Annotated in this window: 18 protein-coding genes; 12 read left to right on the forward strand and 6 right to left on the reverse strand. The window is 67.7% G+C overall.

All coding sequences use genetic code 11. The annotated features are described in order from the left end of the window. Positions 1–40: 40 nt before the first annotated feature. The 8 genes from N8888_RS01740 to hglS all read left to right on the forward strand — a co-directional run bounded on the left by N8888_RS01740 (position 41) and on the right by hglS (position 9,203). The gene (locus N8888_RS01740) at positions 41–3,040 is read left to right on the forward strand and encodes a TonB-dependent receptor (RefSeq protein WP_263177136.1); all 3,000 of its coding nucleotides are present in this window, start codon (positions 41–43) and stop codon (positions 3,038–3,040) included. Between the two features lie 58 nt (positions 3,041–3,098). After that, positions 3,099–4,649, forward strand: a complete 1,551-nt coding sequence (locus N8888_RS01745) for a serine hydrolase domain-containing protein (RefSeq protein WP_263177137.1) — start codon at positions 3,099–3,101, stop codon at positions 4,647–4,649. Then, positions 4,582–5,295 carry a M15 family metallopeptidase gene (locus N8888_RS01750; RefSeq protein WP_263177139.1) on the forward strand — a complete coding sequence of 238 codons (714 nt, stop codon included), beginning with the start codon at positions 4,582–4,584 and terminating at the stop codon, positions 5,293–5,295. Before N8888_RS01745 ends, N8888_RS01750 begins: the two co-directional genes overlap by 68 nt. 71 nt (positions 5,296–5,366) lie before the next feature. After that, positions 5,367–5,738: a hypothetical protein gene (locus tag N8888_RS01755; protein ID WP_053519653.1), complete on the forward strand. Its 372-nt coding sequence runs from the start codon at positions 5,367–5,369 to the stop codon at positions 5,736–5,738. Between the two features lie 227 nt (positions 5,739–5,965). Then, the gene (locus N8888_RS01760; RefSeq protein ID WP_065175425.1) at positions 5,966–6,373 is read left to right on the forward strand and encodes an EF-hand domain-containing protein; all 408 of its coding nucleotides are present in this window, start codon (positions 5,966–5,968) and stop codon (positions 6,371–6,373) included. Positions 6,374–6,468: 95 nt separating this feature from the next. Continuing rightward, a complete protein-coding gene (locus tag N8888_RS01765) occupies positions 6,469–7,221 on the forward strand; it encodes an HAD family hydrolase (protein WP_053519655.1) in 753 nt (250 codons plus the stop codon). Positions 7,222–7,252: 31 nt separating this feature from the next. Next, positions 7,253–7,741 (forward strand): hypothetical protein, encoded by a 489-nt coding sequence (locus N8888_RS01770; RefSeq protein WP_053519656.1) that lies wholly within the window; start codon positions 7,253–7,255, stop codon positions 7,739–7,741. A 100-nt stretch (positions 7,742–7,841) separates the two neighbouring features. Next, positions 7,842–9,203, forward strand: coding sequence for a 2-oxoadipate dioxygenase/decarboxylase HglS (hglS, locus tag N8888_RS01775; RefSeq protein ID WP_263177142.1), 1,362 nt, complete (start codon positions 7,842–7,844; stop codon positions 9,201–9,203). A gap of 130 nt (positions 9,204–9,333) precedes the next feature. On the opposite strand, the gene N8888_RS01780 is transcribed toward hglS, so the two are convergent. Continuing rightward, positions 9,334–10,848 (reverse strand): succinyl-CoA:acetate CoA-transferase ScpC, encoded by a 1,515-nt coding sequence (locus N8888_RS01780; RefSeq protein ID WP_065175422.1) that lies wholly within the window; start codon positions 10,846–10,848, stop codon positions 9,334–9,336. A 318-nt stretch (positions 10,849–11,166) separates the two neighbouring features. On the opposite strand from N8888_RS01780, the gene glnE reads away from it, so the two are divergent. After that, positions 11,167–13,962, forward strand: coding sequence for a bifunctional [glutamate--ammonia ligase]-adenylyl-L-tyrosine phosphorylase/[glutamate--ammonia-ligase] adenylyltransferase (glnE, locus tag N8888_RS01785; protein ID WP_263177145.1), 2,796 nt, complete (start codon positions 11,167–11,169; stop codon positions 13,960–13,962). Between the two features lie 111 nt (positions 13,963–14,073). On the opposite strand, the gene N8888_RS01790 is transcribed toward glnE, so the two are convergent. Both N8888_RS01790 and N8888_RS01795 read right to left on the reverse strand, forming a co-directional pair. Further along, positions 14,074–14,640 carry a queuosine precursor transporter gene (locus N8888_RS01790; RefSeq protein ID WP_053520117.1) on the reverse strand — a complete coding sequence of 189 codons (567 nt, stop codon included), beginning with the start codon at positions 14,638–14,640 and terminating at the stop codon, positions 14,074–14,076. Between the two features lie 101 nt (positions 14,641–14,741). Next, entirely contained in the window at positions 14,742–15,701 is a 960-nt protein-coding gene (locus N8888_RS01795; RefSeq protein WP_262100726.1) for a mitochondrial fission ELM1 family protein, read from the reverse strand. A gap of 126 nt (positions 15,702–15,827) precedes the next feature. Here N8888_RS01795 and N8888_RS01800 point away from each other — a divergent pair, with 126 nt between their 5' ends. Then, positions 15,828–16,418, forward strand: a complete 591-nt coding sequence (locus N8888_RS01800) for a malonic semialdehyde reductase (protein ID WP_053520115.1) — start codon at positions 15,828–15,830, stop codon at positions 16,416–16,418. 85 nt (positions 16,419–16,503) lie between these two features. Next, positions 16,504–17,214: a YceI family protein gene (locus N8888_RS01805; protein WP_074902043.1), complete on the forward strand. Its 711-nt coding sequence runs from the start codon at positions 16,504–16,506 to the stop codon at positions 17,212–17,214. Between the two features lie 104 nt (positions 17,215–17,318). Here N8888_RS01805 and N8888_RS01810 read toward each other — a convergent pair whose 3' ends face one another. Further along, positions 17,319–17,720 carry a hypothetical protein gene (locus N8888_RS01810; protein ID WP_263177149.1) on the reverse strand — a complete coding sequence of 134 codons (402 nt, stop codon included), beginning with the start codon at positions 17,718–17,720 and terminating at the stop codon, positions 17,319–17,321. A gap of 181 nt (positions 17,721–17,901) precedes the next feature. On the opposite strand from N8888_RS01810, the gene N8888_RS01815 reads away from it, so the two are divergent. Beyond that, a complete protein-coding gene (locus tag N8888_RS01815) occupies positions 17,902–18,726 on the forward strand; it encodes a hypothetical protein (RefSeq protein WP_263177150.1) in 825 nt (274 codons plus the stop codon). Between the two features lie 16 nt (positions 18,727–18,742). Here N8888_RS01815 and N8888_RS01820 read toward each other — a convergent pair whose 3' ends face one another. Both N8888_RS01820 and N8888_RS01825 read right to left on the reverse strand, forming a co-directional pair. After that, the gene (locus N8888_RS01820) at positions 18,743–19,540 is read right to left on the reverse strand and encodes a siderophore-interacting protein (protein WP_053520112.1); all 798 of its coding nucleotides are present in this window, start codon (positions 19,538–19,540) and stop codon (positions 18,743–18,745) included. A 59-nt stretch (positions 19,541–19,599) separates the two neighbouring features. Continuing rightward, positions 19,600–20,157 carry a PadR family transcriptional regulator gene (locus N8888_RS01825; RefSeq protein WP_053520111.1) on the reverse strand — a complete coding sequence of 186 codons (558 nt, stop codon included), beginning with the start codon at positions 20,155–20,157 and terminating at the stop codon, positions 19,600–19,602. Positions 20,158–20,365 lie beyond the last annotated feature (208 nt).

The raw sequence follows: 20,365 nt of genomic DNA on the forward strand, positions 1-20,365 counted from the left end.
ACCATCGGCACCATTCAATTCTTGCAGGAGAGAGCAGGGGATGAAGGCATACAACATCAAGCGGGCGGCGCTGTGCGTCGCCCTGGGTACCTGTCTGGGCGTGATCGCGCCCGGCGCCTTCGCGCAGGATGGCTCCGTCGCCGGCCGGCTGGTCAGCGATGCCGGCCAGGTTCCCGCCGGCGCCACGGTCACGGTGCGCAATCCGGCCACCGGCTTCGTCCGCTCGGTACAGGCCGATGCCAACGGCAGCTATCGCATTCCGCTGCTGCCGGTGGGCACCTATGAGATGGAGGTGAGCCTGCCCGGCGGCGGTGCCAGCCGCGTCGGCCAGGTCACCGTCGGCCTGGGCAGCGCAACCACCGTCAATGTGCCGCTGGGTGCGGTCAGTACCCTGGGAACGGTGGAGGTGCGTGCGCCGCAGGTGGTATCGATGGTGGATGTGAAATCCACCGAATCGGCCACCAACATCACCCGTGAGGAGCTGTCGCGCCTGCCGGTGGACCGTGATATCACCGCCGTTGCGCTGCTGGCGCCGGGCGCAGTGAAGGGCAAGGGCTCGCTGGGCGGGCAGGGCATTTCGTTCGGCGGCTCATCAGTGGCCGAGAACACCGTGTACATCAATGGACTGAACGTCACCGACTTCTACAACCGGGTGGGCTTCTCGTCAGTACCGTTCTCCTTCTACCAGGAGTTCCAGGTCAAGACCGGAGGCTATTCGGTGGAGTTCGGGCGCAGCACCGGTGGCGTCATCAACGCCGTCACCCGCTCGGGCAGCAACGACTTCAAGGCCGGTGCCGAGCTGGTGTTCGAACCCCGCGCGTGGCAGTCGCAGGCCCGCGACCGCTATGACGGCCAAGGCAGCCGTTACATCACCGCCAGCCGCGACGACTACAGCCGCAGTGCGCTCAACGTGTTCGCCTCCGGTGCCCTGGTCCAGGACCGGCTGTTCTTCTTCGGCATGTACGAGGCCCGTGACTACCGGCCAACCTCGACCAACGATGCCGGTACGCGCCTGAGCCAGGGCAAGGCCGATGACCCGTTCTGGGGCGGCAAGATCGACTGGCAGATCACTGACAACCAGATGCTGTCGCTGTTCGGCTTCTCGGACAAGAGCAAGACGCTTACCGATGTCTACAACTACGACTATGCCAGTGGCCAGACGGTAGGCGAGCGCAGCAACCAGATCTACAACACCGTGGGCGGCACGAACTGGTCGGGCACCTACAGCTGGCAGGTCAACAACGACCTGACCATGAAGCTGATGTATGGCGAGAACAAGCGCAACCGCGCGCAGAGCTCGTTGATGGACGAAAACTGCAACCGCGTGTTCGACAACCGTACCGCCAGCCAGGGCGTGCCCTCGCAGCTGCAGGGCGACCGCAGCTGCACCAGCAGCTCGCTGCTGGAATCGGCACTGGATACGCGCAAGGCCGCACGCGCCGACTTCGAGTGGACCCTGGGCGACCATCTGCTGCGCTTCGGCCTGGACCGCGAAGAGAACACCTCCGACTACAGCCGCGCCTATCCCGGTCCGGGTGGTTTCCGCTACGACATCTACTACCGCACGCCGGGCAGCTCGCTCAATGGGGGCATCGTGCCGGCCAGTGGCCTGGTCGCGCGCACCCGCCGGTATGAAGTGGATGGCTCGTTTGAAACCATCAACTCGGCGTATTACCTGGAAGACAACTGGCAGGTCACCCCGAACCTGCTGCTGAACATGGGCCTGCGCCTGGAAGCCTTCGACAACAAGGGCGGCGACGGCAGCAGCTACATCAAGATCGACGACATGCTGGCCCCGCGCCTGGGCTTCGCGTGGGACGTGCGCGGTGATGGCACCACCAAGGTGTTCGGCAACCTTGGCCGTTACTTCCTGCCGGTGGCCAACGTCATCAACATCAAGCAGGCCGGTGGCTTCCTGGACGAACGCACCTGGTACGAATTCCTCGGCTATAGCGGTGCCGCCAACAACGTGCCGAACCTGGGGGCACAGATCGGGCCGGTCGACAATTCGCAGGGTGATGGCAGCGTGCCGGACCTGCGTGCCGAAGTGAACCGGGACATGGACCCGGTCTACCAGGACGAGGCGATCCTCGGCTTCCAGCAGATGATCAACGAAGCCTGGTCGGTCGGCGCCAGCGTGACCTATCGGCGCCTGCACAACGCCATCGATGACATGAACATCACCGCCACCGGCCAATGCGGTGCCATCGACAGCGTCTGGATCATGGGCAATCCCGGGCGCAGCAATACCGTCTGGGGCGATACCAACTGCGACGGCAGCAACGATGGCTGGATCAGCATCGATACGTCGAAGGAAGGCTGGGCGCTGTATGACGATGACGGCAACTATGTTGGCCAGCGCGGCTGGGTGAAGCCCAAGCGCGACTACAAGGCGCTGGAGCTGCAGGTCGATCGCGCCTGGGATGGCAAGTGGGGCTTCAATGCGTCCTATACGCTGGCCTACGGCCGTGGCAACGCGGAAGGTCCGGTCAACTCCGATACCGACTTTGCCGATGCCGGACGCACCGAGAATTTCGACAACCCCTGGGTGAACTACCGCGGCTATGGCTACCTGGCCAATGACCGGCGGCATCAGTTCAAGTTCCGTGGCAGCTATGCGTTGACCGAGAACCTGAGCGTGGCGGCGACGCTGGGCGTGCAGTCGGGCAGCCCGATCACCCGCTTCGGCGCCGGCAATCCGTTCGACGACACCGACTTCCACAGCTATTACGTGTGCGTCTCCAACTGCCAGGCGAGCGTGCCGTCCGAGCGCGTGTTCGTGCATTCCCCGCGCGGTGGCGATGGCCGCACGCCGTGGACCTACGACCTCGACGTCAGCGTGTCGTACAAGGTGCCGATCCCCACCGACCTGCGCCTGAAGCTGGCGGTGTACAACGTACTCAACCAGCAGCGTGTGGTGACGGTGGACCAGGACTACGAACCGCAGGACAGCATCGGTACGCCGAACCCGCTGTATCGTTATGGCACCGGCTTCCAGTCGCCGCGCTATGCGCAGCTGACGGTAACCTGGAGCTACTGACGCTGTGCCCGCGCCGCTCGAAGGGGCGGCGCGGGCAATGACCCAAGGGAGCGGGCCTGTGCTTCAGCTGATCGTCCTTGCTGCACTTGCCGGCTCGCCTGCTGCGCTGGCGGAGCCCGCGCGCTTCGATGCCGATATCGCCACCGTTGTCGCACGCGAGCACCTGCCTGGGATGGCGGTGGCGGTGGTGGACCAGGGACAGGTGGTGTACCGCCATGCCGAAGGCATGCGGGGTGATGGCGGTCGCATTGATGAGGACACGCTGTTCAAGATCGCCTCCAACAGCAAGGCGATGACCGCCGCGCTGCTGGCACGGCTGGTGCAGCAGGGCCGGCTGCGCTGGGATGACCCCGTGCAGCGGCATCTGCCCGGCTTCCGCATGCACGACGCCTGGGTAGGGCAACAGATGCAGGTGCGTGATCTGCTGATCCACAACAGTGGCCTGGGGCTGGGCGCCGGTGACCTGATGCTGTGGCCCGAGCCCAATGCCTTCACCCGCGCCGACATCATCGCCGGGCTTGCGCATCTGAAACCCGTTACCAGCTTCCGCAGCGGCTATGCCTACGACAACCTGATGTACGTGGTCGCCGGTGAAGTGGCTGCTGCCGCAGGGGGCAAGCCCTATGACCAGCTGATGCGCGAGCAGGTGTTTGAGCCGCTGGGCATGGCCCGTTGCCAGGTTGGCCGCTGGTCGGTGCGCGACGTCGGCAACGTCGCCCAGCCGCATGCGCGGCGCGACGGCCGCACGACGGTGGTCAACACCGATGGTGAGATCAGCGCCGATCTGCCATCGATGGCAGCCGGCGGCATCCGCTGCTCGCTGCGCGACATGACGCGCTGGATGCAGGTCCTGCTGGATCCCGACCTTGTGCCGGACTGGCTGGACACGCCACAGCGGCGGGCACTGTGGACGCTGCACATGCCGATGCCGCTGGGTGACTTGCAGCGGCGCTGGGACAACGCACACGTCCATGGCTATGGCTACGGCTGGCGCCTGTCGGACATCGATGGCCACTGGAAGGTGGCGCATACCGGCACCCTGTCCGGCATGTATTCGTCGCTGGCCCTGCTGCCCGACCGTGGCATCGGCGTGGTGATCCTGATCAATGGCGAGGGCGAGCAGGCACGTACGGCACTGATGCAGTCGATGCTGAAGGCGTACACCGCGCCGCAGGACCGCAGGCGTGCCGCCGACTACCTCGATGAACTGGAGCGCGCGCAGGCGTCCAAGCGTGCGCAGGGGCATGTGGCGCCTTCGACGGAAGGTGCGCGCGCCGTATCCGGCACGGCCTTGCCGCAGTGGCAGGGCCGCTATGCGGATCCGTGGCTGGGAACCGCCTGGCTGTGCCCAGGCCCCGACGGCCTGCGGTTCCGCGTGGAGAAATCGCCTCGCCTGCAGGCCCGGGTGATGCAGCTGCAGCAGCGTTGGCTGCTGCGTTGGGATACGCTGGGTGAGGACGCGCAGGTGTGGCTGCAGCCCGGCGATGGCCCGGTGCCGTCCCTGCAACTGCGCGCGATCGACCCGGACATCGACTTCAGCTATGACTTCCAGGATCTGCATTTCACTCGCACTGGCGACTGCACTGGCGAGCCCCGCGCACGCCAGTGAGGCGCCGCGCCTATCGTCGGCCACCGATGCGTCGCAGGCCGGGCTGGTGGAGATCCGCACGGTGTCGCCGGGAATCGAGCTGGACATCCGCTATGCCGGCGCCGGCAACTTCACGGGCGCACGCGTGCCTGGCTATGAAGCGCCGGCCTGTTATCTGCTGGCGCCGGTCGCGACCGCACTGGCACGGGTCGAAGCGGATCTGCGCGCGCAGGGCTTCGCTCTGCGCATCTACGACTGCTATCGCCCGGTGCGCGCGGTGCAGGCGTTCGTGGCCTGGGCACATGACCGCGCGGAGCAGTCACGCAAGTCACTGCAGTATCCGGATCTGGAAAAGCCGCAGCTGTTGAGCGAAGGCTACATCGCCGAGCGCTCGGGCCACAGTCGCGGCGCCACCGTGGACGTCGGCCTGCTGGCGTGCCGGCGCGACACGTGCACGCCGCTGGACATGGGCACCGATTTCGATTTCTTCGGTCCGCGGGCGCACACCGCGGCCGAGGGACTCAATGACGCACAGCGGGCCCACCGTGCCCGTCTGCTGCAGGCGATGGCCCGGCATGGCTTCAGCAACTATGCGCAGGAGTGGTGGCACTACACGCTGCAGCCCGAGCCGGACCCGATGACCGCCTACGACGTGCCCGTTCGATAGCAGCACCCGCGGGTCCGCGCCGCCGAGACCCTCCGTCGTACACTGGCCGCCTTTCCCCTCCTGCGCACCCGATGAATCTTCCCCTGCATTTCGGCCTGCTCGGTACCCTGGAAGCTGGCGCCATCGCATTGCTGGTTGGCCTGCTGGTGTACCTGCTCTGGCATCGGCTGTGCCGCCTGCTGCACTGGACGGTAGGCCATGCCATCGGCTGGTCGTGCGTCATCGCCGTGGTGATCTCGGCCGGCATCGATGCATGGAAGCTCTTCTACATGGGAATCGTGCGGCTGGAGTCGCCGCTGTATGCGCGGTTGTTCCTGGCCACCATCCACGATCCGAACGAACTCGGCAGCCGCGTGGTGCTGGAGATTGCCGGAGCGCTCGCCGGTGTGGCGCTGGGATGGGTGTTGTTCAGTTCGCGGTCATCGTCCCAGAACGTCGACTGACGCAGGTTTTTCGTTGCCTGTGGGTTAAATCCAAGGGCGTTGAATGTTCGCCTTATGGGCCGATCACTCCACCCTAACCACCGCGCTAATGCATGCACGCCGGGCAGTGGTTAACCGCGCGTGTGGATGCCGGTCGCGGCGCAAAATCGATTCAGAAACGGGGTGGCAGGGTAGGTGCCGTGCGGAAACAACAGGCCGCGCAACACCACCCCAAGGAGACATCCCTGATGACCATTCGCAACCGCAAGCCCCTGATCGCCCTGATTGTCGCCGCCGGCAGCGTACTGGCCATTCCGGCCATGGCACAGACCGCGCAGCAGCAGGCCGCACAGGCGCAGAATGATGCAGCGCAGGCCCAGCAGGCCGCCGCGCAGGCAGGCCAGGCCGCGAACCAGGCCACTGACGCAGCGGCTGCCGCATCGGCGCAGGCCAGCGGCGGCGGCCAGACCTGGGCCAGCATCGATACCGACGGCAACGGCACCATCAGCAAGTCCGAGGCACAGGTCAACGCCGGCCTTGCCCAGGTGTTCGACCAGGCCGATGCCAACAAGGACGGCGAGCTGAGCGCCGATGAGTACAAGGCCTATGTGGCCGCCCAGCAGGCCGGTGCCGGCGGCGCCGCACAGGGCCGCTGATCCACCGTTGATTCGGGACAACCGGTGCATGGGTACCCGGGCGGCGCCAGCCGCCCGGGTTTTTTTCGCCCTCGCCGCGCCTGTATCCTTGTCCGATGAACACCTCCACGCCTGCGCCCGCGCGCGCCATCGGCCTGGTCGGTTTTGACGGTGACGACACGCTGTGGAAGAGCGAGGACTACTACCGCAAGGCCGAGCAGGACTACCTTGACCTGCTGTCGCGCTACATCGACGTGCACGACACCCAGACCGCCCGTCACCTGCTGGAAGTGCAGCAGCGCAACCTGGGCGTGTTCGGTTACGGCGTGAAAGGCATGGCGCTGTCGATGATCGAGGCGGCCATCGACATCACCGGCCAGCGCATCGAGGCCAGGGACATCCAGCGCATCCTCGACATCGGCCACGACACCCTGCGCCATCCGGTCGAGCTGATCGACGGTGTGCGTGAATCGGTGGCGGCCATCGCCGAGCACTATCCGGTGGTGCTGATCACCAAGGGCGACCTGTTCCACCAGGAAGCGAAGATCAACGTTGCCCGGCTGCATGAACTGTTCCCGCGCATCGAGATCGTCTCGGAGAAGGACCCGGCAACCTATGCCCGCGTGCTGGCCGAGTTCGACCTGCCGATCGAGCGCTTCGTGATGGTCGGCAATTCGCTGCGCTCGGACATCGAGCCGGTGGTCACGCTCGGGGGCTGGGGCATCCATACGCCCTATGCGGTCACCTGGGCGCACGAGACCCAGCATGGCGTGGCCGACGACGAGCCGCGCATGGTCAGCGCCGATACCGCCTGGGACTGGCCGGCCGCACTGGCCGCGATCGAAGCCAAGGCCAGCGTCGCGGCCTGACAGGGCGCGACGGCTGCGGCAGAATCGGGGCATGAATGCTCGCCTGCTCACGCTGCTGATGCTCCTGCTGCTGGCGCCGGCCACTGTGCTGGCACAGCAGACGGCCGAACGCTCGGCAGCCTATGAGGTGGACACCGGCGACCGCTGGATCGACGCCCAGCTGCGCGACATCAACCACTACGCCGAGCGCTACCCCGATGCCTTCCTCGACGAGGTCTCGCGCTATGCCGATGTGCCGCGTGGCTATGTCAGCGCGCTGTTCAGCACCCACGGCTGGCAGGCGGGTGACCTGTACTTCGCCTGCTTCTGGGCCAAGGCCAGCGGCCAGACCTGCCGCGACAGCGTGCGTGCCTTCAGCCGTGACCCGGCCGGCGGCTGGCAGGCCGTGGTGAAGCGGATGCCCAAGGCACCGGACAACCTGCACTACCGCGCCGTGCGCCACGCCATCGTGGCCAGCTATGAGCATTGGGACCGGCCGATCACCCTGGATGCCACCCTGAAGCGCCAGCTCAACCGGTAGCGCCGGTCCGCTCCATGCTGCTCTGCATATCGCCGCCGGCCCCGCGCTCCGGCGACAATACGGGTTCGAGCTGTTCCCCGTTCCCGTAATCGAGTGACTGATGAGCGCCTCTTTCGTTTCGCCTGATGTGATCCGCCGCCTGTTCGCCCAGGCCATGTCCCGCATGTACCGCACCGAAGTGCCGCTGTACGGCACGCTGGTGGAACTGGTGGAGCGGATCAACGCGCAGGTACTGGCGCAGGACCCTGCATTGGCTGCGCAGCTGCAGCGCAACGATGAGCGCGGCCGGCTGGACGAGGAGCGGCACGGCGCGATCCGCGTCGGCACCGTGCAGGAGCTGGCCACCCTGCGCCGCCTGTTCGCGGTGATGGGCATGTTTCCGGTCGGCTACTACGACCTGTCGGTGGCCGGTGTGCCGGTGCATTCCACCGCGTTTCGCCCGCTCACCGGTGCGGCGCTGGCGCAGAATCCGTTCCGCGTGTTCACCTCGCTGCTGCGCCTGGAACTGATCGAGGACGAGGCCCTGCGTGCGCAGTCGGCACAGATCCTGGCCCGCCGCCGCATCTTCACCGATGCCGCCCTGGCTCTGATCGACCAGGCCGAGCGCGATGGCGGGCTGTCGCAGGACGACGCCGAGCACTTCGTGGCGGAGGCGCTGGAGACCTTCCGCTGGCACGGTGACGCCACCGTCGACCTGCCGACCTACCATGCGCTGCACCAGGCACACAGGCTGGTGGCCGACGTGGTCAGCTTCCGTGGCCCGCACATCAACCACCTGACCCCGCGCACGCTGGACATCGATGCCGCGCAGGCGGCGATGATCGAGCAGGGCATGGCCGCCAAGGCAGTCATCGAAGGTCCGCCGCGCCGCGCCTGTCCGATCCTGCTGCGGCAGACCAGTTTCAAAGCGCTGGAAGAAGCCGTGCATTTCCCCGATGACCAGGGCGGTGATGCCGGCACCCACACCGCGCGGTTCGGCGAGATCGAGCAGCGTGGCCTGGCCCTGACGCCGAAGGGGCGCGCGCTGTACGACCAGCTGCTGGCGCAGGCGCGCAACAGCGAAGGTGCCGGCAGTACCGGTGGCGACTATGGCCAGCGCCTGCAGGCAGCGTTCGCAGCGTTCCCGGACGACCATGACACCCTGCGCCGCGAGGGTCTGGGCTACTTCCGCTACCAGCTGACCGAGGCCGGCCGCGCCGCGCCTGGCGGGATCGGTGACCTGCCGGCGGAAGCCCTGATCGCGGCGGGGCTGGTGGTGGCCGACCCGATCGTCTACGAGGATTTCCTGCCGGTCAGCGCCGCAGGCATCTTCCAGTCGAACCTGGGTGGCGAAGAGCAGCGCGCCTATGCCGCACATGCCAACCGCGAAGCGTTCGAGCAGGCGTTGGGCGTGCCGGTGAACGATGAGTTCGACATCTACGAGCGCCTGCAGGCCGAATCACTGGCGAGCCTGCGCGGTTGATGCGTTGCGGTGGTCGCCGGGCATGGCCCGGCGCTACCAGGGACAATGCAACGGTAGCGCCGGGTCATGCCCGGCGAAGCGGCAAAGGATGCAGCGGTAGCGCCGGGCCATGCCCGGCGAACCCTATGCCTCAACCCTTCATCGTGCCCGTATCCAGCCACCGCTGGTGCCAGGACAACGCTTCCGGCAGCAGGTGCGGGGTGTGCTTGCCATAGCTCTCACGGCTGGCGCGGTCGAAGTAGTCCTGCAGCTGCGGGCGGAAATCCGGGTGCGCGCAGCGGTCGATCAGCACCTGCGCACGCTTGCGCGGGGTCAGGCCGCGCAGATCGGCCAGGCCCTGCTCGGTGACGATCACCGAGACATCGTGTTCGGTGTGGTCGACGTGGCTGGCCATCGGCACGATCGCCGAGATGGTGCCGTTCTTCGCCGTGGACGGGCTGAGGAACGCCGACAGGAACCCGTTGCGGGCAAAGTCACCAGAGCCGCCGATGCCGTTCATGATCCGCGTGCCCATCACGTGCGTCGAATTGACGTTGCCGTACAGGTCCACCTCGATCATGCCGTTCATGCCGATGCAGCCCAGCCGGCGCACGAGCTCGGGATGGTTGGAGATTTCCTGCGTGCGCATGATGATGCGCTCGCGGTAGAAGTCGATGTTCTCCTTGAACGTCTCGTTGGCCTGCGGGCTCAGCGCGAAGCCCGTGCACGAGGCATAGCTCAGCACGCCGTCGCGCAGCAGGTCGAGCATGCCGTCCTGGATCACCTCGGTGAACGCGGCCAGATCACGGAAACCACTCCTGGCCAGGCCTGCCAGCACCGCATTGGGAATGTTGCCCACGCCGGACTGCAGCGGCAGCAGGTTCGGCGGCAGCCGGCCGTGCTTCACTTCGTGCTTGAGGAAGTCGATCAGGTGCGCGGCGATCTGCTCGCTGGTCGCATCGATGGGGCTGAACGGGCTGTTGCGGTCCGGGCCGTTGGTGCGGACCACCGCCACGATCTTGTCGGGGTCGCAGCGCAGCGCGGTATCGCCGATGCGGTCGTTGGCGTTGACCAGCGGAATCGGCTTGCGATGCGGCGGCAGCGCGGTGCCGTAGTAGATGTCATGCATGCCATCGACGCCGGCCGGCTGCCACTCGTTGACCTCGACGATCACCTTCTTCGCCAGGTCCAGCCAGGTCTTGTTGTTGCCGACCGAGGTGGACGGCACCAGCGAGCCGTCCTCGCGGATGGCCGAGACTTCCACCACGGCGGTGTCGATCTCGCCGTAGAAGCCGAACCAGACGTGCTGGGCGACGTGGCTGAGGTGGATGTCGATGTAATCCAGCTTGCCTTCATTGATGCGGTTGCGCGCATCCGGGTCGCTCTGGAAGGGCATGCGCATGGCGATGCCATCGGCCTTGGCCAGCGCACCGTCCAGCTCCGGCGCGGTGGAGGCGCCGGTCATCAGCTTGATCTGGAAGGGCTGGTCCTGGGCATGCACCGCTTCGATGCGGCGCGCCAGTTCCACGGGGACGGCCTTGGGATAGCCCGAGCCGGTAAACCCGCTCATGGCCACGGTTTCACCCGGCTGGATCAGCGCGGCTGCGGCCTCGGCGGAGACCACGCGGTCGCGGAGACGCGCGTTGGCGATGCGATCAACAGACATGACGACAGTGTTTCTGGGGGGAGCCTCGATTATCGGCCATCCCCCGGCGTACGGGGGGGCTACCTTCGTGGAATGGCTTTTCGCGGGCGGGGCTATCCATACCCGCCGGTTCTGTTTTGCAGTGCAGCGTGCAAAGTCCTTTCGCAGCCCGCAGGATGGCCCTGCATCCCGACGTGGGGGAGGGAGCAGAGCCCGCTGGCAGTTCGCTGCAAGCGGGCTTTTTTATTGCCCGCTGCCCAGGATGAATGCGCGCGATGGACGGCGGCGCAGCGACTTCCCGCCGTTGGCAAAGGCGCCCGGCGCCGCGAGAATCAACGCATGACCCTCGCCCCCGCCGAACTGCCCGCCGCGCTGCAGCCCCTGGTTGATCGTGCCCTGTCGCGCTTGGCCCAGGTGGCTCCGGAACCGATTCCGGCCGATCTGCGGCCCCTGCTGACCCACCTGGCCATCGCCAGTGACTTCGCTCTGGACACGCTGGTGCGGCAGCCCGGCCTGTTGTCGCAATTGGCCCAGCCGGGGTGCCCGCCGTTGCCGACGCCGGTGCTCGACCCGGTGCAGCCCGGCGAATGGCCGGCGCAGCTGCGGCGTTGGCGTGCGGCGATGTCGACCCGCCTGGTCTGGCGCGATCTGGCCGGGTTGGATGACGTGGCGCAGACCCTGGCCGGCGCCACCGCCCTGGCCGAAGACTGCCTGCGGCTGGCGCTGGATGCCCTGCAGCAGGAATTCGCACAGCGCCACGGCGTGATCCGTGATGACGAGGGCCGCGTCGAGCAACTTGTCGTATTTGGCCTGGGCAAGCTCGGCGGTGGCGAACTCAACTTCAGCTCCGACATCGACCTGGTCTACGCCTACCCGCAGGGCGGTGAATCGGACGGACCGCGTCCGCTGGCCGCCGAAGAATACTTCGCGCGGCTCGGCCAGCGCCTGGCCAAGCTGCTGGATGAAACCACCGTCGATGGCTTCAGCCACCGCGTCGACCTGCGCCTGCGCCCGTTTGGCAGTGCCGGCCGCGTTGCGCTGTCGTTCGCTGCGATGGACCAGTACTTCCAGCGGGAGGGCCGCGACTGGGAGCGCTACGCCTGGTTGAAGGCACGTGCCGTGGCCGGTGATATCGCCGCCGGTGAGGCGTGGCTGCAGACGCTGCGCCCGTTCGTCTATCGACGCTATCTGGACTTCACCGCGCTGGACGGACTGCGCGAGATGAAAGCTGCGATCACGGCCGAAGTCGCCCGCCGCGAACTGCATGAAGACATCAAACGCGGTGCCGGTGGCATCCGCGAAATCGAATTCCTGTGCCAGGCACTGCAGCTGATCCGTGGCGGCCGCGAACCGGCCCTGCGTGAACGTCGCCTGCTGGTGGCGCTGCAGGCGCTGGTGGCGGCGGGCCAGATCGCGCCCGAAGACGGCGCATCGCTGGAGCAGGCCTACCTGTTCCTGCGCCGCCTGGAGAACCGGCTGCAGATGCTGCGCGATGCGCAGACGCATGTGCTGCCCAGCGATGCGATCGACCGCGAGCGCATCGCCCTCGGCCTGGGTTACCCCGACTGGGAAGCGCTGCGCGCCGCACTGGCCGTGCAGCAGCAGCGGGTCAGCACCGAGTTCGCTGCATTGCTGGCACCGCGCAAGGGCCAGGCGGCGCCGGATGCGCTGGCCAACTACTGGCGCAGCCTGCCGGGTGGCAGTGACGCGCCGTTGCTGGCCGAAGCCGGTTTCCTCGATGCGAACGGCGCCGATCAGTCGCTGCGCGATTTCGCGCAGAGCACCGGCGTGAAGTCGCTGTCCGACGCCGCGCGCGCGCGGCTGGACCGCGTGCTGCCGGCGCTGCTGCACGCCGCCACGCGCTCGCCGCAACCGGATGCCGCACTGAGGCGCGTACTCGGCCTGCTGCAGGCGGTGCTGCGCCGGACCAGTTATCTGGCCCTGCTGGACGAACAGCCCAGTGCGCTGGCGCGGCTGGTGGATGTGCTGGCGCGCAGCGCGTTGCTGGCCGAGCGCCTGGCGGCCTATCCGTTGCTGCTGGACGAACTGCTGGACGTGCGCGTGTCCGGCCCGATGCCGGATGCGGCCGGCATGCTGGCCGAATGCCAGCAGGCGCTGACGGTCGAAGACCCGGAAGCCGCGTTGCGCTGGCTCAACGAAACCCGGCTGGCCCTAAGTTTCCGCATGGCGATGGCCACGCTGGACGGCCGCCAGGGCGCGGTCGACAGCACCCGCCAACTGGCCGAGCTGGCGCAGGCGGTGGTGGTCACGGTGCTGGCCATGGCCGAGTCCGACATGCAGGCCGCCCACGGCGGCATTCCCGGCGGGCGCTTTGCGATCATCGGCTATGGCAGCCTGGGGGGCCTCGAACTCGGCTTCGGTTCCGATCTGGACCTGGTATTCCTGCACGATCATCCGGCGGGCGTGGAGGCCAGCGATGGCGCGCGCGCGCTGGAGCCGGGACGCTGGTACGCGCGGCTGGCACAGAAGGTGATGGCCCTGCTCGGCGCGGTCACCGCCGCCGGTCGGCTGTACGACATCGACGTGCGCCTGCGGCCGGACGGTGGCAAAGGCTCGCTGGTCTCGTCCCTGGCCAGTTACACCGAATACCAGCGCGAACGCGCGTGGACCTGGGAGCATCAGGCGCTGGTGCGTGCGCGCGGCGTGGCCGGTGATGCCAGCCTGCTGGCCGACTTCGAGCAGGTGCGTGCGCAGACCCTGGGCCGTGCACGCGACCCCGCCACCCTCTATGCCGATGTGCTGAAGATGCGAGGGCGCATGCGCACCGAACTGGACCGCAGCGATGCCGCGCGCATCGACCTGAAGCAGGGCGCCGGTGGCGTGGTGGACCTGGAGTTCCTGCTGCAGACCGGTGTGCTCGAGCGCAGTGCACAGGTACCGGCGCTGCTGTCACCCCGCGATACGCCGTCATTGATCGATGCACTGGCCGCAGCGGAATTCCTGCCGGTTGCCACCGCGCAGGCACTGCACGCTGCGCATGCCACTCTGCTGGATGTGGGCCTGGCCTGCACGCTGGACCGTCGCCCGCGGCTGGCACCGACCACACCGGCCATCGAAGCGGCCTGCGCAGCAATCAGTGCGGCCTGCCGGGCGGCCGGCCTGCCGTTCGGCTGATCGGCAGCGAGGCCGCCGGGCATGGCCCGGCGCTACCCGAACAGGCGCGCTGCGCCATGCCGGCGTCATCCAAACAAACGCAGCGGTAGCGCCGGGCCATGCCCGGCGGAATCACCGCGCGCTTTCCGCGCGCAGCGGCGCCATCTTCCACAGCAGCGCGCGGAACGGCGCCAGCAGGCACACGCCGATGGCCAGCTTCACGGCCAGATCGCCTGCCGCCCAGCTCACCCACGGCAGACTGGAACCGGCAAAGGCGATCGACCAGAAGATCGTGGTGTCCACCGTCGCGCTGCAGGTGGTGGCTACCATCGGCGCACGCCACCAGCTGCCCCGGCGCAGGCGGTCGAATACGGTGATGTCCAGCAGCTGCGCCACGATGAAGGCCGAGCACGATGCGATGGCGATGCGCGGCGTCGCCACCCAGACCGACAACAGCACCGCCACCGCGAAACCGATCCAGGCCACGCGCCGGGCGGGTCCCGGGCCGAAGCGGCGGTTGATCAGATTGCTCACCAGGAACGCGACGGGATAGCTGAACGCACCCCAGGTCAGCCAGTCGTTGATCGGGTACTGCACCAGCACGTTCGACAGCAGCACCACCGCGCCCATCGCCAGCACGGCCAGCACCAGGGCGCGCGGGGTCAGCGGGGCAAAAACGGGGGCAGGACGCACGGACATGGCGAGCCAGGAGGACAAGGGGAATCGCCCATTATCCGCCCGGCCAAAGGCAAATCCAAAACCACCCGTTCAGGAACACACCGGCCGTCAACGGTGGGGCGTTACCCCAATGCCAGCCGCGCCCTGACCTCGGCGGCGATGCGCGCGGTTTCGCGCAGTGGTTCGATGCGGTCGTACTGCCAGTCCAGCCAGCGTGTCTGCAATCGCCCGCGCTCGTGCAGCTGCTGCTGGAAGCGGGCGAGGCGTCCCTGCGCGGTCTCCGCCAGCGCCACCATCACCGGCATGCGCGTGGCGCAGGCTTCAGAGAGCAGGTTCACCGAATCGGGCGATACCACCACACGGTTGGCCCAGCCGAGCAGGCCGCCATACGGATTCACCCCGTCGCCGCCGTCGCCCCAGATCACGTGCGGCAGGTCGGCGAAGGTCGCGCGCAGGATCTCGGCCAGTGCCGGCGGGGTGCGTCGCGAGGTGGTGGCCAGCAGGCTGCCGCCTTCACTGCGAATCTGCGCGGCCAGGGCGCGGAACACACCGACCATCGCCGTTTCGTCCCACGGCGCCAGCGGCGTCGGGCCGCCCACCAGCAGTGCAGTGCGCGGACCGGGCAGGGTGCTGAAGCCGGCGAACGCCGCCCGTCCCCAGGCCAGCCAGTCGTCATCGACCGGGTTGAGGCTGCCGATCAAGGTCAGCACATTGCTGCCGCGCAGGCGATCATGCTCGGGTACCACCACCATGTCCCAGTGGCGGGCGCCGATGCGCGGGTCGAGGATCTGCACCACCTGCGTGCCGCGGGCGCGCAGCACGCGCAGCGCACCGGCGGCCTGGCGGCCACAGCCGATCGCCAGCGCAGGGGGCTCGGCAGCCAGTGCCGCGAACGCATCGCCGTAGCCGTTGGCATCCCCGGGCAGGCGCCGCGGGGTGACCCAGCGCCAGGGCGCCCGAGGCTGTAGTACCACGGGTCGATAGGTGCCCTGGCGCAGCGCCGAGGCCAGCGCGACCGCCTGGCGGACATTGCCTGCACGGCCATCGGTGACCGTCCACGGTGCGCTCGATCGTTTCACCATTGGCATTAATTCGTTTCAGCCCTGCTGGGTGTTGCAACAGTCGCGACACTCTACACTGCGGCTGGTCGTTTCGCCCCGCGTTGCCCGCGGGCACTGACTCCCCTTCGCCGCCCTGGAGATGCACCGATGTCCCACGCGCTTGACGCCGCCGCACTGGATCAGCTGTTCCGCACCGCCCGCACCCAGAATGCCTTCCTCGACACCCCGGTGGACGACAGCCTGCTGCAGGAACTGTACGAGCTGGTGAAGTGGGGCCCGACCGCGGCCAACGCCAGCCCGGCGCGCTTCGTGTTCGTGAAGTCGGCCGAAGCCAAGGCCAAGCTGGCCCCCGCGCTGTCCGAAGGCAACCATGACAAGACCATGGCCGCACCGGTCACCGTCATCATCGGTTTCGACCTGGATTTCCACGAGAAGCTGCCGTACCTGTTCCCGCACGCCGACGCCAAGTCCTGGTTCGACGGCCCGCAGGAAGGCCGCCACGAGGCCGCCATCCGCAACGGCAGCCTGCAGGGCGCCTACCTGATCCTGGCCGCGCGCGCGCTGGGCCTGGATGCCGGCCCGATGTCCGGCTTCGACCCGGCCAAGGTCGATGAAGCCTTCTTCGCCGGCACCAGCATCAAGTCGAATTTCCTGGTCAACCTGGGGTACGGTGACCCGGCGGGCCTGTTCCCGCGCCTGCCGCGTCTGTCGTTCGACGAAGCGGCGCGCATCGCGTAAGTCGCTGTATCGGTTTCGGGCCCGCCGGTTGCGGCGGGCCATTGCTGCACCCTGTACCCACCCTACGATCCGGAGAGTTCCTCAGATGAGCGCCACCCGTAAACTGCTGCTGCCGCTGGCCCTGACCCTGGCCATCGCCGCCTGCTCCAAGCCGGCCGATACCGCTGCCCCGGCCGCTGATGCCGCCGCTCCGGCCGCCACCGAACAGCCGGCCGCCACCCCGGCTGCCGATGCTGCCGCTGCCGCGCCGGCCGCCGAAGCGATCCAGATCGCCTCGGGCACCTACAAGCTCGACCCGAGCCACACCGACGTGCTGGCGCAGTGGAGCCACTTCGGCTTCTCCAACCCGAGCGCACACTTCGGCAACGCTGAAGGCACCCTGGTGTACGACGCCGCCGACGTGACCAAGTCCACCGTGGAAGTGAAGCTGCCGCTGAGCGGCCTCAACAGCTTCACCGCCAAGTTCGACGAGCACCTGAAGAGCGCCGATTTCTTCGACGCTGCCAAGTTCCCGGCGGCCACCTTCAAGAGCACCAAGGTGGAATCGGCCGGCACCAACAAGCTGACCGTCACTGGCGATCTGACCATCAAGGACATCACCAAGCCGGTGACCCTGGACGTCACCATCAACGGCGGCGGCGAGCACCCGATGGCCAAGGTTCCGGCCGCCGGCTTCGATGCCACCACCACCCTCAAGCGCAGCGATTTCGGCGTGGGCGCCTACGCCCCGAACGTCAGCGATGAAGTGAAGATCCGCATCACCACCGAAGCCACCGGCGAGAAGCCGGCCGCTTGATGCACCCCGCTCACTCGTCGTGAGAAGGCAGAAGGCCCGCTGCAAAGCGGGCCTTCTTTTTTGAGCGCGGGCAACGCGCGTTGGCCGCTACCGGGTACGTGCGCTCAGCGCAGCGCGCCCAGCCACGTTGCACACGCCTCGCTCGGGCTCTGCTTGGCCTTCACCGTCATGCCACTCATCCGCACGAAGGTCTGCGCGGCCTGCGCCACCACCTGACGTGCGATCAACGCGGCCTGCCTGGTCGCCGCCTGCTGCTTGCGCAGCTGCACGATATGCACCGACGGCCGGCCCACCGGCGCGTACTTCTGGTCGCGGCGCAGCACATCGGCCACCTGCGCCACTTCGTACTCGGCCTGCAGGAACCGGTGTTCGGCGTCCAACAGATCCCGCAGCGGTGCACGCAGGGCGGCCGGATCAGCGAAGGCCGCCAGCGCGCCATCACAGGCGGCGTCGTCGTTGAAGCGGGAGCGCAGCGCATCGACGCCGGCCAAGGTCAGTTTGCCCACAGGGGCCTCGTTGCAACTGGGAAGGAGCGCGATTGTCGCATCTGCCCGGCTCGATCCGATGCCGGCGTCATGCGCCGCTCCGTGGGACAAGGGGTCTGACCCCGTGGCATGGGCCGAAGAGCCACCGAGGGTGAACCCGGTCCTACAATCGCCTGCTGTTTCATCCACGGAAGGTAAGGCCATGCAGGACGTGCAGTACTGGTTGAACGAATTCTGGGCCGGGTTGAGCGTGCCCGATCTGGCAGTGGGCAGCGTGCTGGGCGCGCTGCTGGGCCTCATGGTCGGACTGGCCGGCTGGTATGCGCTGCGCCGCCGCGGCTGGTTGCAGCGGCGCAGGCGCTGGCATCACTGGCTGCTGGCCAGTTACGCGCTGCTGCTGCCGCTGGGCACTGCCTTCTTCGGCCTGCAGCTGGGTTTCACCGCGGGCGCGCACCGCGCGCTGCTCCAGCAGATGGACCATTTCCAGCCGCATCTGCAGACGCTCGTGGCCCAGTGGAGCCACGGGTTCACCGACTCGCTTGACGACCCGCGCATGCGCGATGCGCTGCACAGCGAAGGCACGGTGGGCGATGTGGCCGAAGCGGTCGCCTCGGCCTACCTCAGCGAACACCCGCTGCCGGTACTGGATCGCCTGGGTGACGGCGTACTGGCACGCGCCAGTGGCTGGGTGATCGGCAAGGTGCGCGAAGGCGTGCTGCGCGGCCTGGTGGAAGACACCCTGGTGGACAAGGCCGGTGTACTGGGCGTGGAGCCGACGGTGGTGCGCGAAGCGCTGACGATGCGCGTGGACGAACTGCTGCACACCCGCGGCGTGTTGCGACTGGTGAAAGCGCAGATCAACGGCATGATGCCGGGCGTGTATTTCGGCCTGCTGCTGCCGTGGCTGGTCGTTGTGCTGCTGATGGCGCTGGAAATCTGGGCCGCGCACCGGTTCGGATGGCGACAGCAACACATCCCGGTGGCTGCCTGCTGCAGAGCCGGGCCATGCCCGGCTCACGCAGACTGAGGCCAGCGCGGCGCGCTCAGTCGCCGTCGGTATCGTCCGGGTGCGCCTTCCAGTAGCCGGTCGAGCGGATCCAGTCGCGCGGCACGCCCAGATGGCCTTCGATGAACTTGCGCATCATCCGTGCGCGACGCGATTCGGTGGCGATCCAGTAGAACGTGTCGCCCTCCGGTGCCTCGAAGTCGGTCAGCATGTCCTCCAGCAGCGTGCTGCTGGCCGCCGGGAAGCCATTGCGTTCCAGCCAGTGAATCTGCACGTTCTCGTACTGCGGCAGGTCCTGGCGCTCGGCTTCATCGCTCACTTCGATGAAGGCCTGCACCTCGGCGCCCTCCGGCAGCACATCCAGCCAGCGGGCAATGGCCGGCAGCGCGGTTTCATCGCCGATCAGCACGTAGGCGTCGTAGCTGTCGGCCACCACGAACGAGCCGCGCGGGCCGCCGATCACCAGCGTGTCGCCCGGCTGCGCCCGTTCGGCCCATGGCCCGGCAATGCCCTGGTCGTGCAGCACGAAGTCGATGGCCAGTTCGCCGGCGTCGTGGTCCCACCAGCGTGGGGTGTAGTCGCGTGCCGGAGACGGCTGCTTGCCGTCCGGGTAGCTGCGGCCTTCGGCAGTCAGCACCGGCAGCACCATTTCGCCGCTGGCGTTGGGGAAGAACAGCTTGATGTGGTCGTCGGCGCCGGGCGAATCGAAGCCGGCCAGATCATCGCCGCCCAGCACGACGCGGCGCATGTGCGGGGTGACCACCTCGGTGCGCAGCACCGTCAGTTCGCGGAATCTCACATCCAGGCGCAGGCGCGCGTTGTGATGTTCAGTCATGGGAATACCTGTAAAGGTGTCGCGCAGGGGGCGCGGCGTAGGGGGAGACCTGGCTGGAGTCAGTCTGGCTGGGTCGTTGAAGAGGTGGGCTCGCTACCGGTGGTGCCGTTGATCAGTGCCGATGCCTGCGACAGCAGCGCCGCCACCTGCTCGGCCTCGCCTTCGGCCCAGCGGCCGTGGTGATGCACCAGCGCCCGCTTAAAGTCACGCAGGGCGCTGGCCAGCGGCGGCGGCAGCGATGCCTTGGTGATCTCGCGGGCGCGGTCGAAGGCCCGTCGCTGGGCCAGGCGCACCTGGGTGCGCTGCACCTTCAGCTCGAACTCGCCGGCGGCGGTGATGCGGAACACCCGGCGGCCATCCACTTCCTCCGATGCCACCCAGCCGGCCTGCTCGAAGCTCGCCAGCAGCGGGTACATGGTGCCGGCGCTGGGTGTGTAGGCCTGCAGGAACTGGTTGCTGATCAGTTGCATCAGCTCGTAGCCATGGCGCGGCTGCTCGCCGATCAGGGCCAGCACCAGCAGACGCAGGTCGCCCCGGCTCAGCACGCGTGGCTGGCCATGGCGGCGGGGCACGGCCGATTCGCTGGAACGGGTTCTGGGGGAAGGGGAACGGCTCATTTCGATATATCGGTAACGAGTATCGAAACGATATATCGATAGGGTAGGCGCCGGCAAGCATCGATCCGGCCACAACCGTGCCGCGTTTGGGCCACGTACACAGAAAGGGCGCCCTTGCGGTGCGCCCCGGGGACCACTGTGGAAGGGAGCGAGGCAGCCAGACGGCGGGCCGTTGCGGCAGTGCCAACACTCGCCGCCACCTTGCGCG

The organism is Stenotrophomonas maltophilia (assembly GCF_025642255.1).
Classification (GTDB): Bacteria; Pseudomonadota; Gammaproteobacteria; order Xanthomonadales; family Xanthomonadaceae; genus Stenotrophomonas; species Stenotrophomonas maltophilia_P.

Coding starts and splice junctions, on each gene's coding strand:
- N8888_RS01780 (WP_065175422.1), bottom strand. CDS start 10,848: ATGTCTGTTGATCGCATCGCCAACGCGCGTCTCCGCGACCGCGTGGTC.
- N8888_RS01790 (WP_053520117.1), bottom strand. CDS start 14,640: ATGTCCGTGCGTCCTGCCCCCGTTTTTGCCCCGCTGACCCCGCGCGCC.
- N8888_RS01765 (WP_053519655.1), top strand. CDS start 6,469: ATGAACACCTCCACGCCTGCGCCCGCGCGCGCCATCGGCCTGGTCGGT.
- N8888_RS01760 (WP_065175425.1), top strand. CDS start 5,966: ATGACCATTCGCAACCGCAAGCCCCTGATCGCCCTGATTGTCGCCGCC.
- N8888_RS01795 (WP_262100726.1), bottom strand. CDS start 15,701: ATGGTGAAACGATCGAGCGCACCGTGGACGGTCACCGATGGCCGTGCA.
- N8888_RS01750 (WP_263177139.1), top strand. CDS start 4,582: ATGACTTCCAGGATCTGCATTTCACTCGCACTGGCGACTGCACTGGCG.
- N8888_RS01825 (WP_053520111.1), bottom strand. CDS start 20,157: ATGAGCCGTTCCCCTTCCCCCAGAACCCGTTCCAGCGAATCGGCCGTG.
- N8888_RS01740 (WP_263177136.1), top strand. CDS start 41: ATGAAGGCATACAACATCAAGCGGGCGGCGCTGTGCGTCGCCCTGGGT.
- N8888_RS01815 (WP_263177150.1), top strand. CDS start 17,902: ATGCAGGACGTGCAGTACTGGTTGAACGAATTCTGGGCCGGGTTGAGC.
- N8888_RS01800 (WP_053520115.1), top strand. CDS start 15,828: ATGTCCCACGCGCTTGACGCCGCCGCACTGGATCAGCTGTTCCGCACC.
- N8888_RS01770 (WP_053519656.1), top strand. CDS start 7,253: ATGAATGCTCGCCTGCTCACGCTGCTGATGCTCCTGCTGCTGGCGCCG.
- glnE (WP_263177145.1), top strand. CDS start 11,167: ATGACCCTCGCCCCCGCCGAACTGCCCGCCGCGCTGCAGCCCCTGGTT.
- hglS (WP_263177142.1), top strand. CDS start 7,842: ATGAGCGCCTCTTTCGTTTCGCCTGATGTGATCCGCCGCCTGTTCGCC.
- N8888_RS01755 (WP_053519653.1), top strand. CDS start 5,367: ATGAATCTTCCCCTGCATTTCGGCCTGCTCGGTACCCTGGAAGCTGGC.
- N8888_RS01805 (WP_074902043.1), top strand. CDS start 16,504: ATGAGCGCCACCCGTAAACTGCTGCTGCCGCTGGCCCTGACCCTGGCC.
- N8888_RS01820 (WP_053520112.1), bottom strand. CDS start 19,540: ATGACTGAACATCACAACGCGCGCCTGCGCCTGGATGTGAGATTCCGC.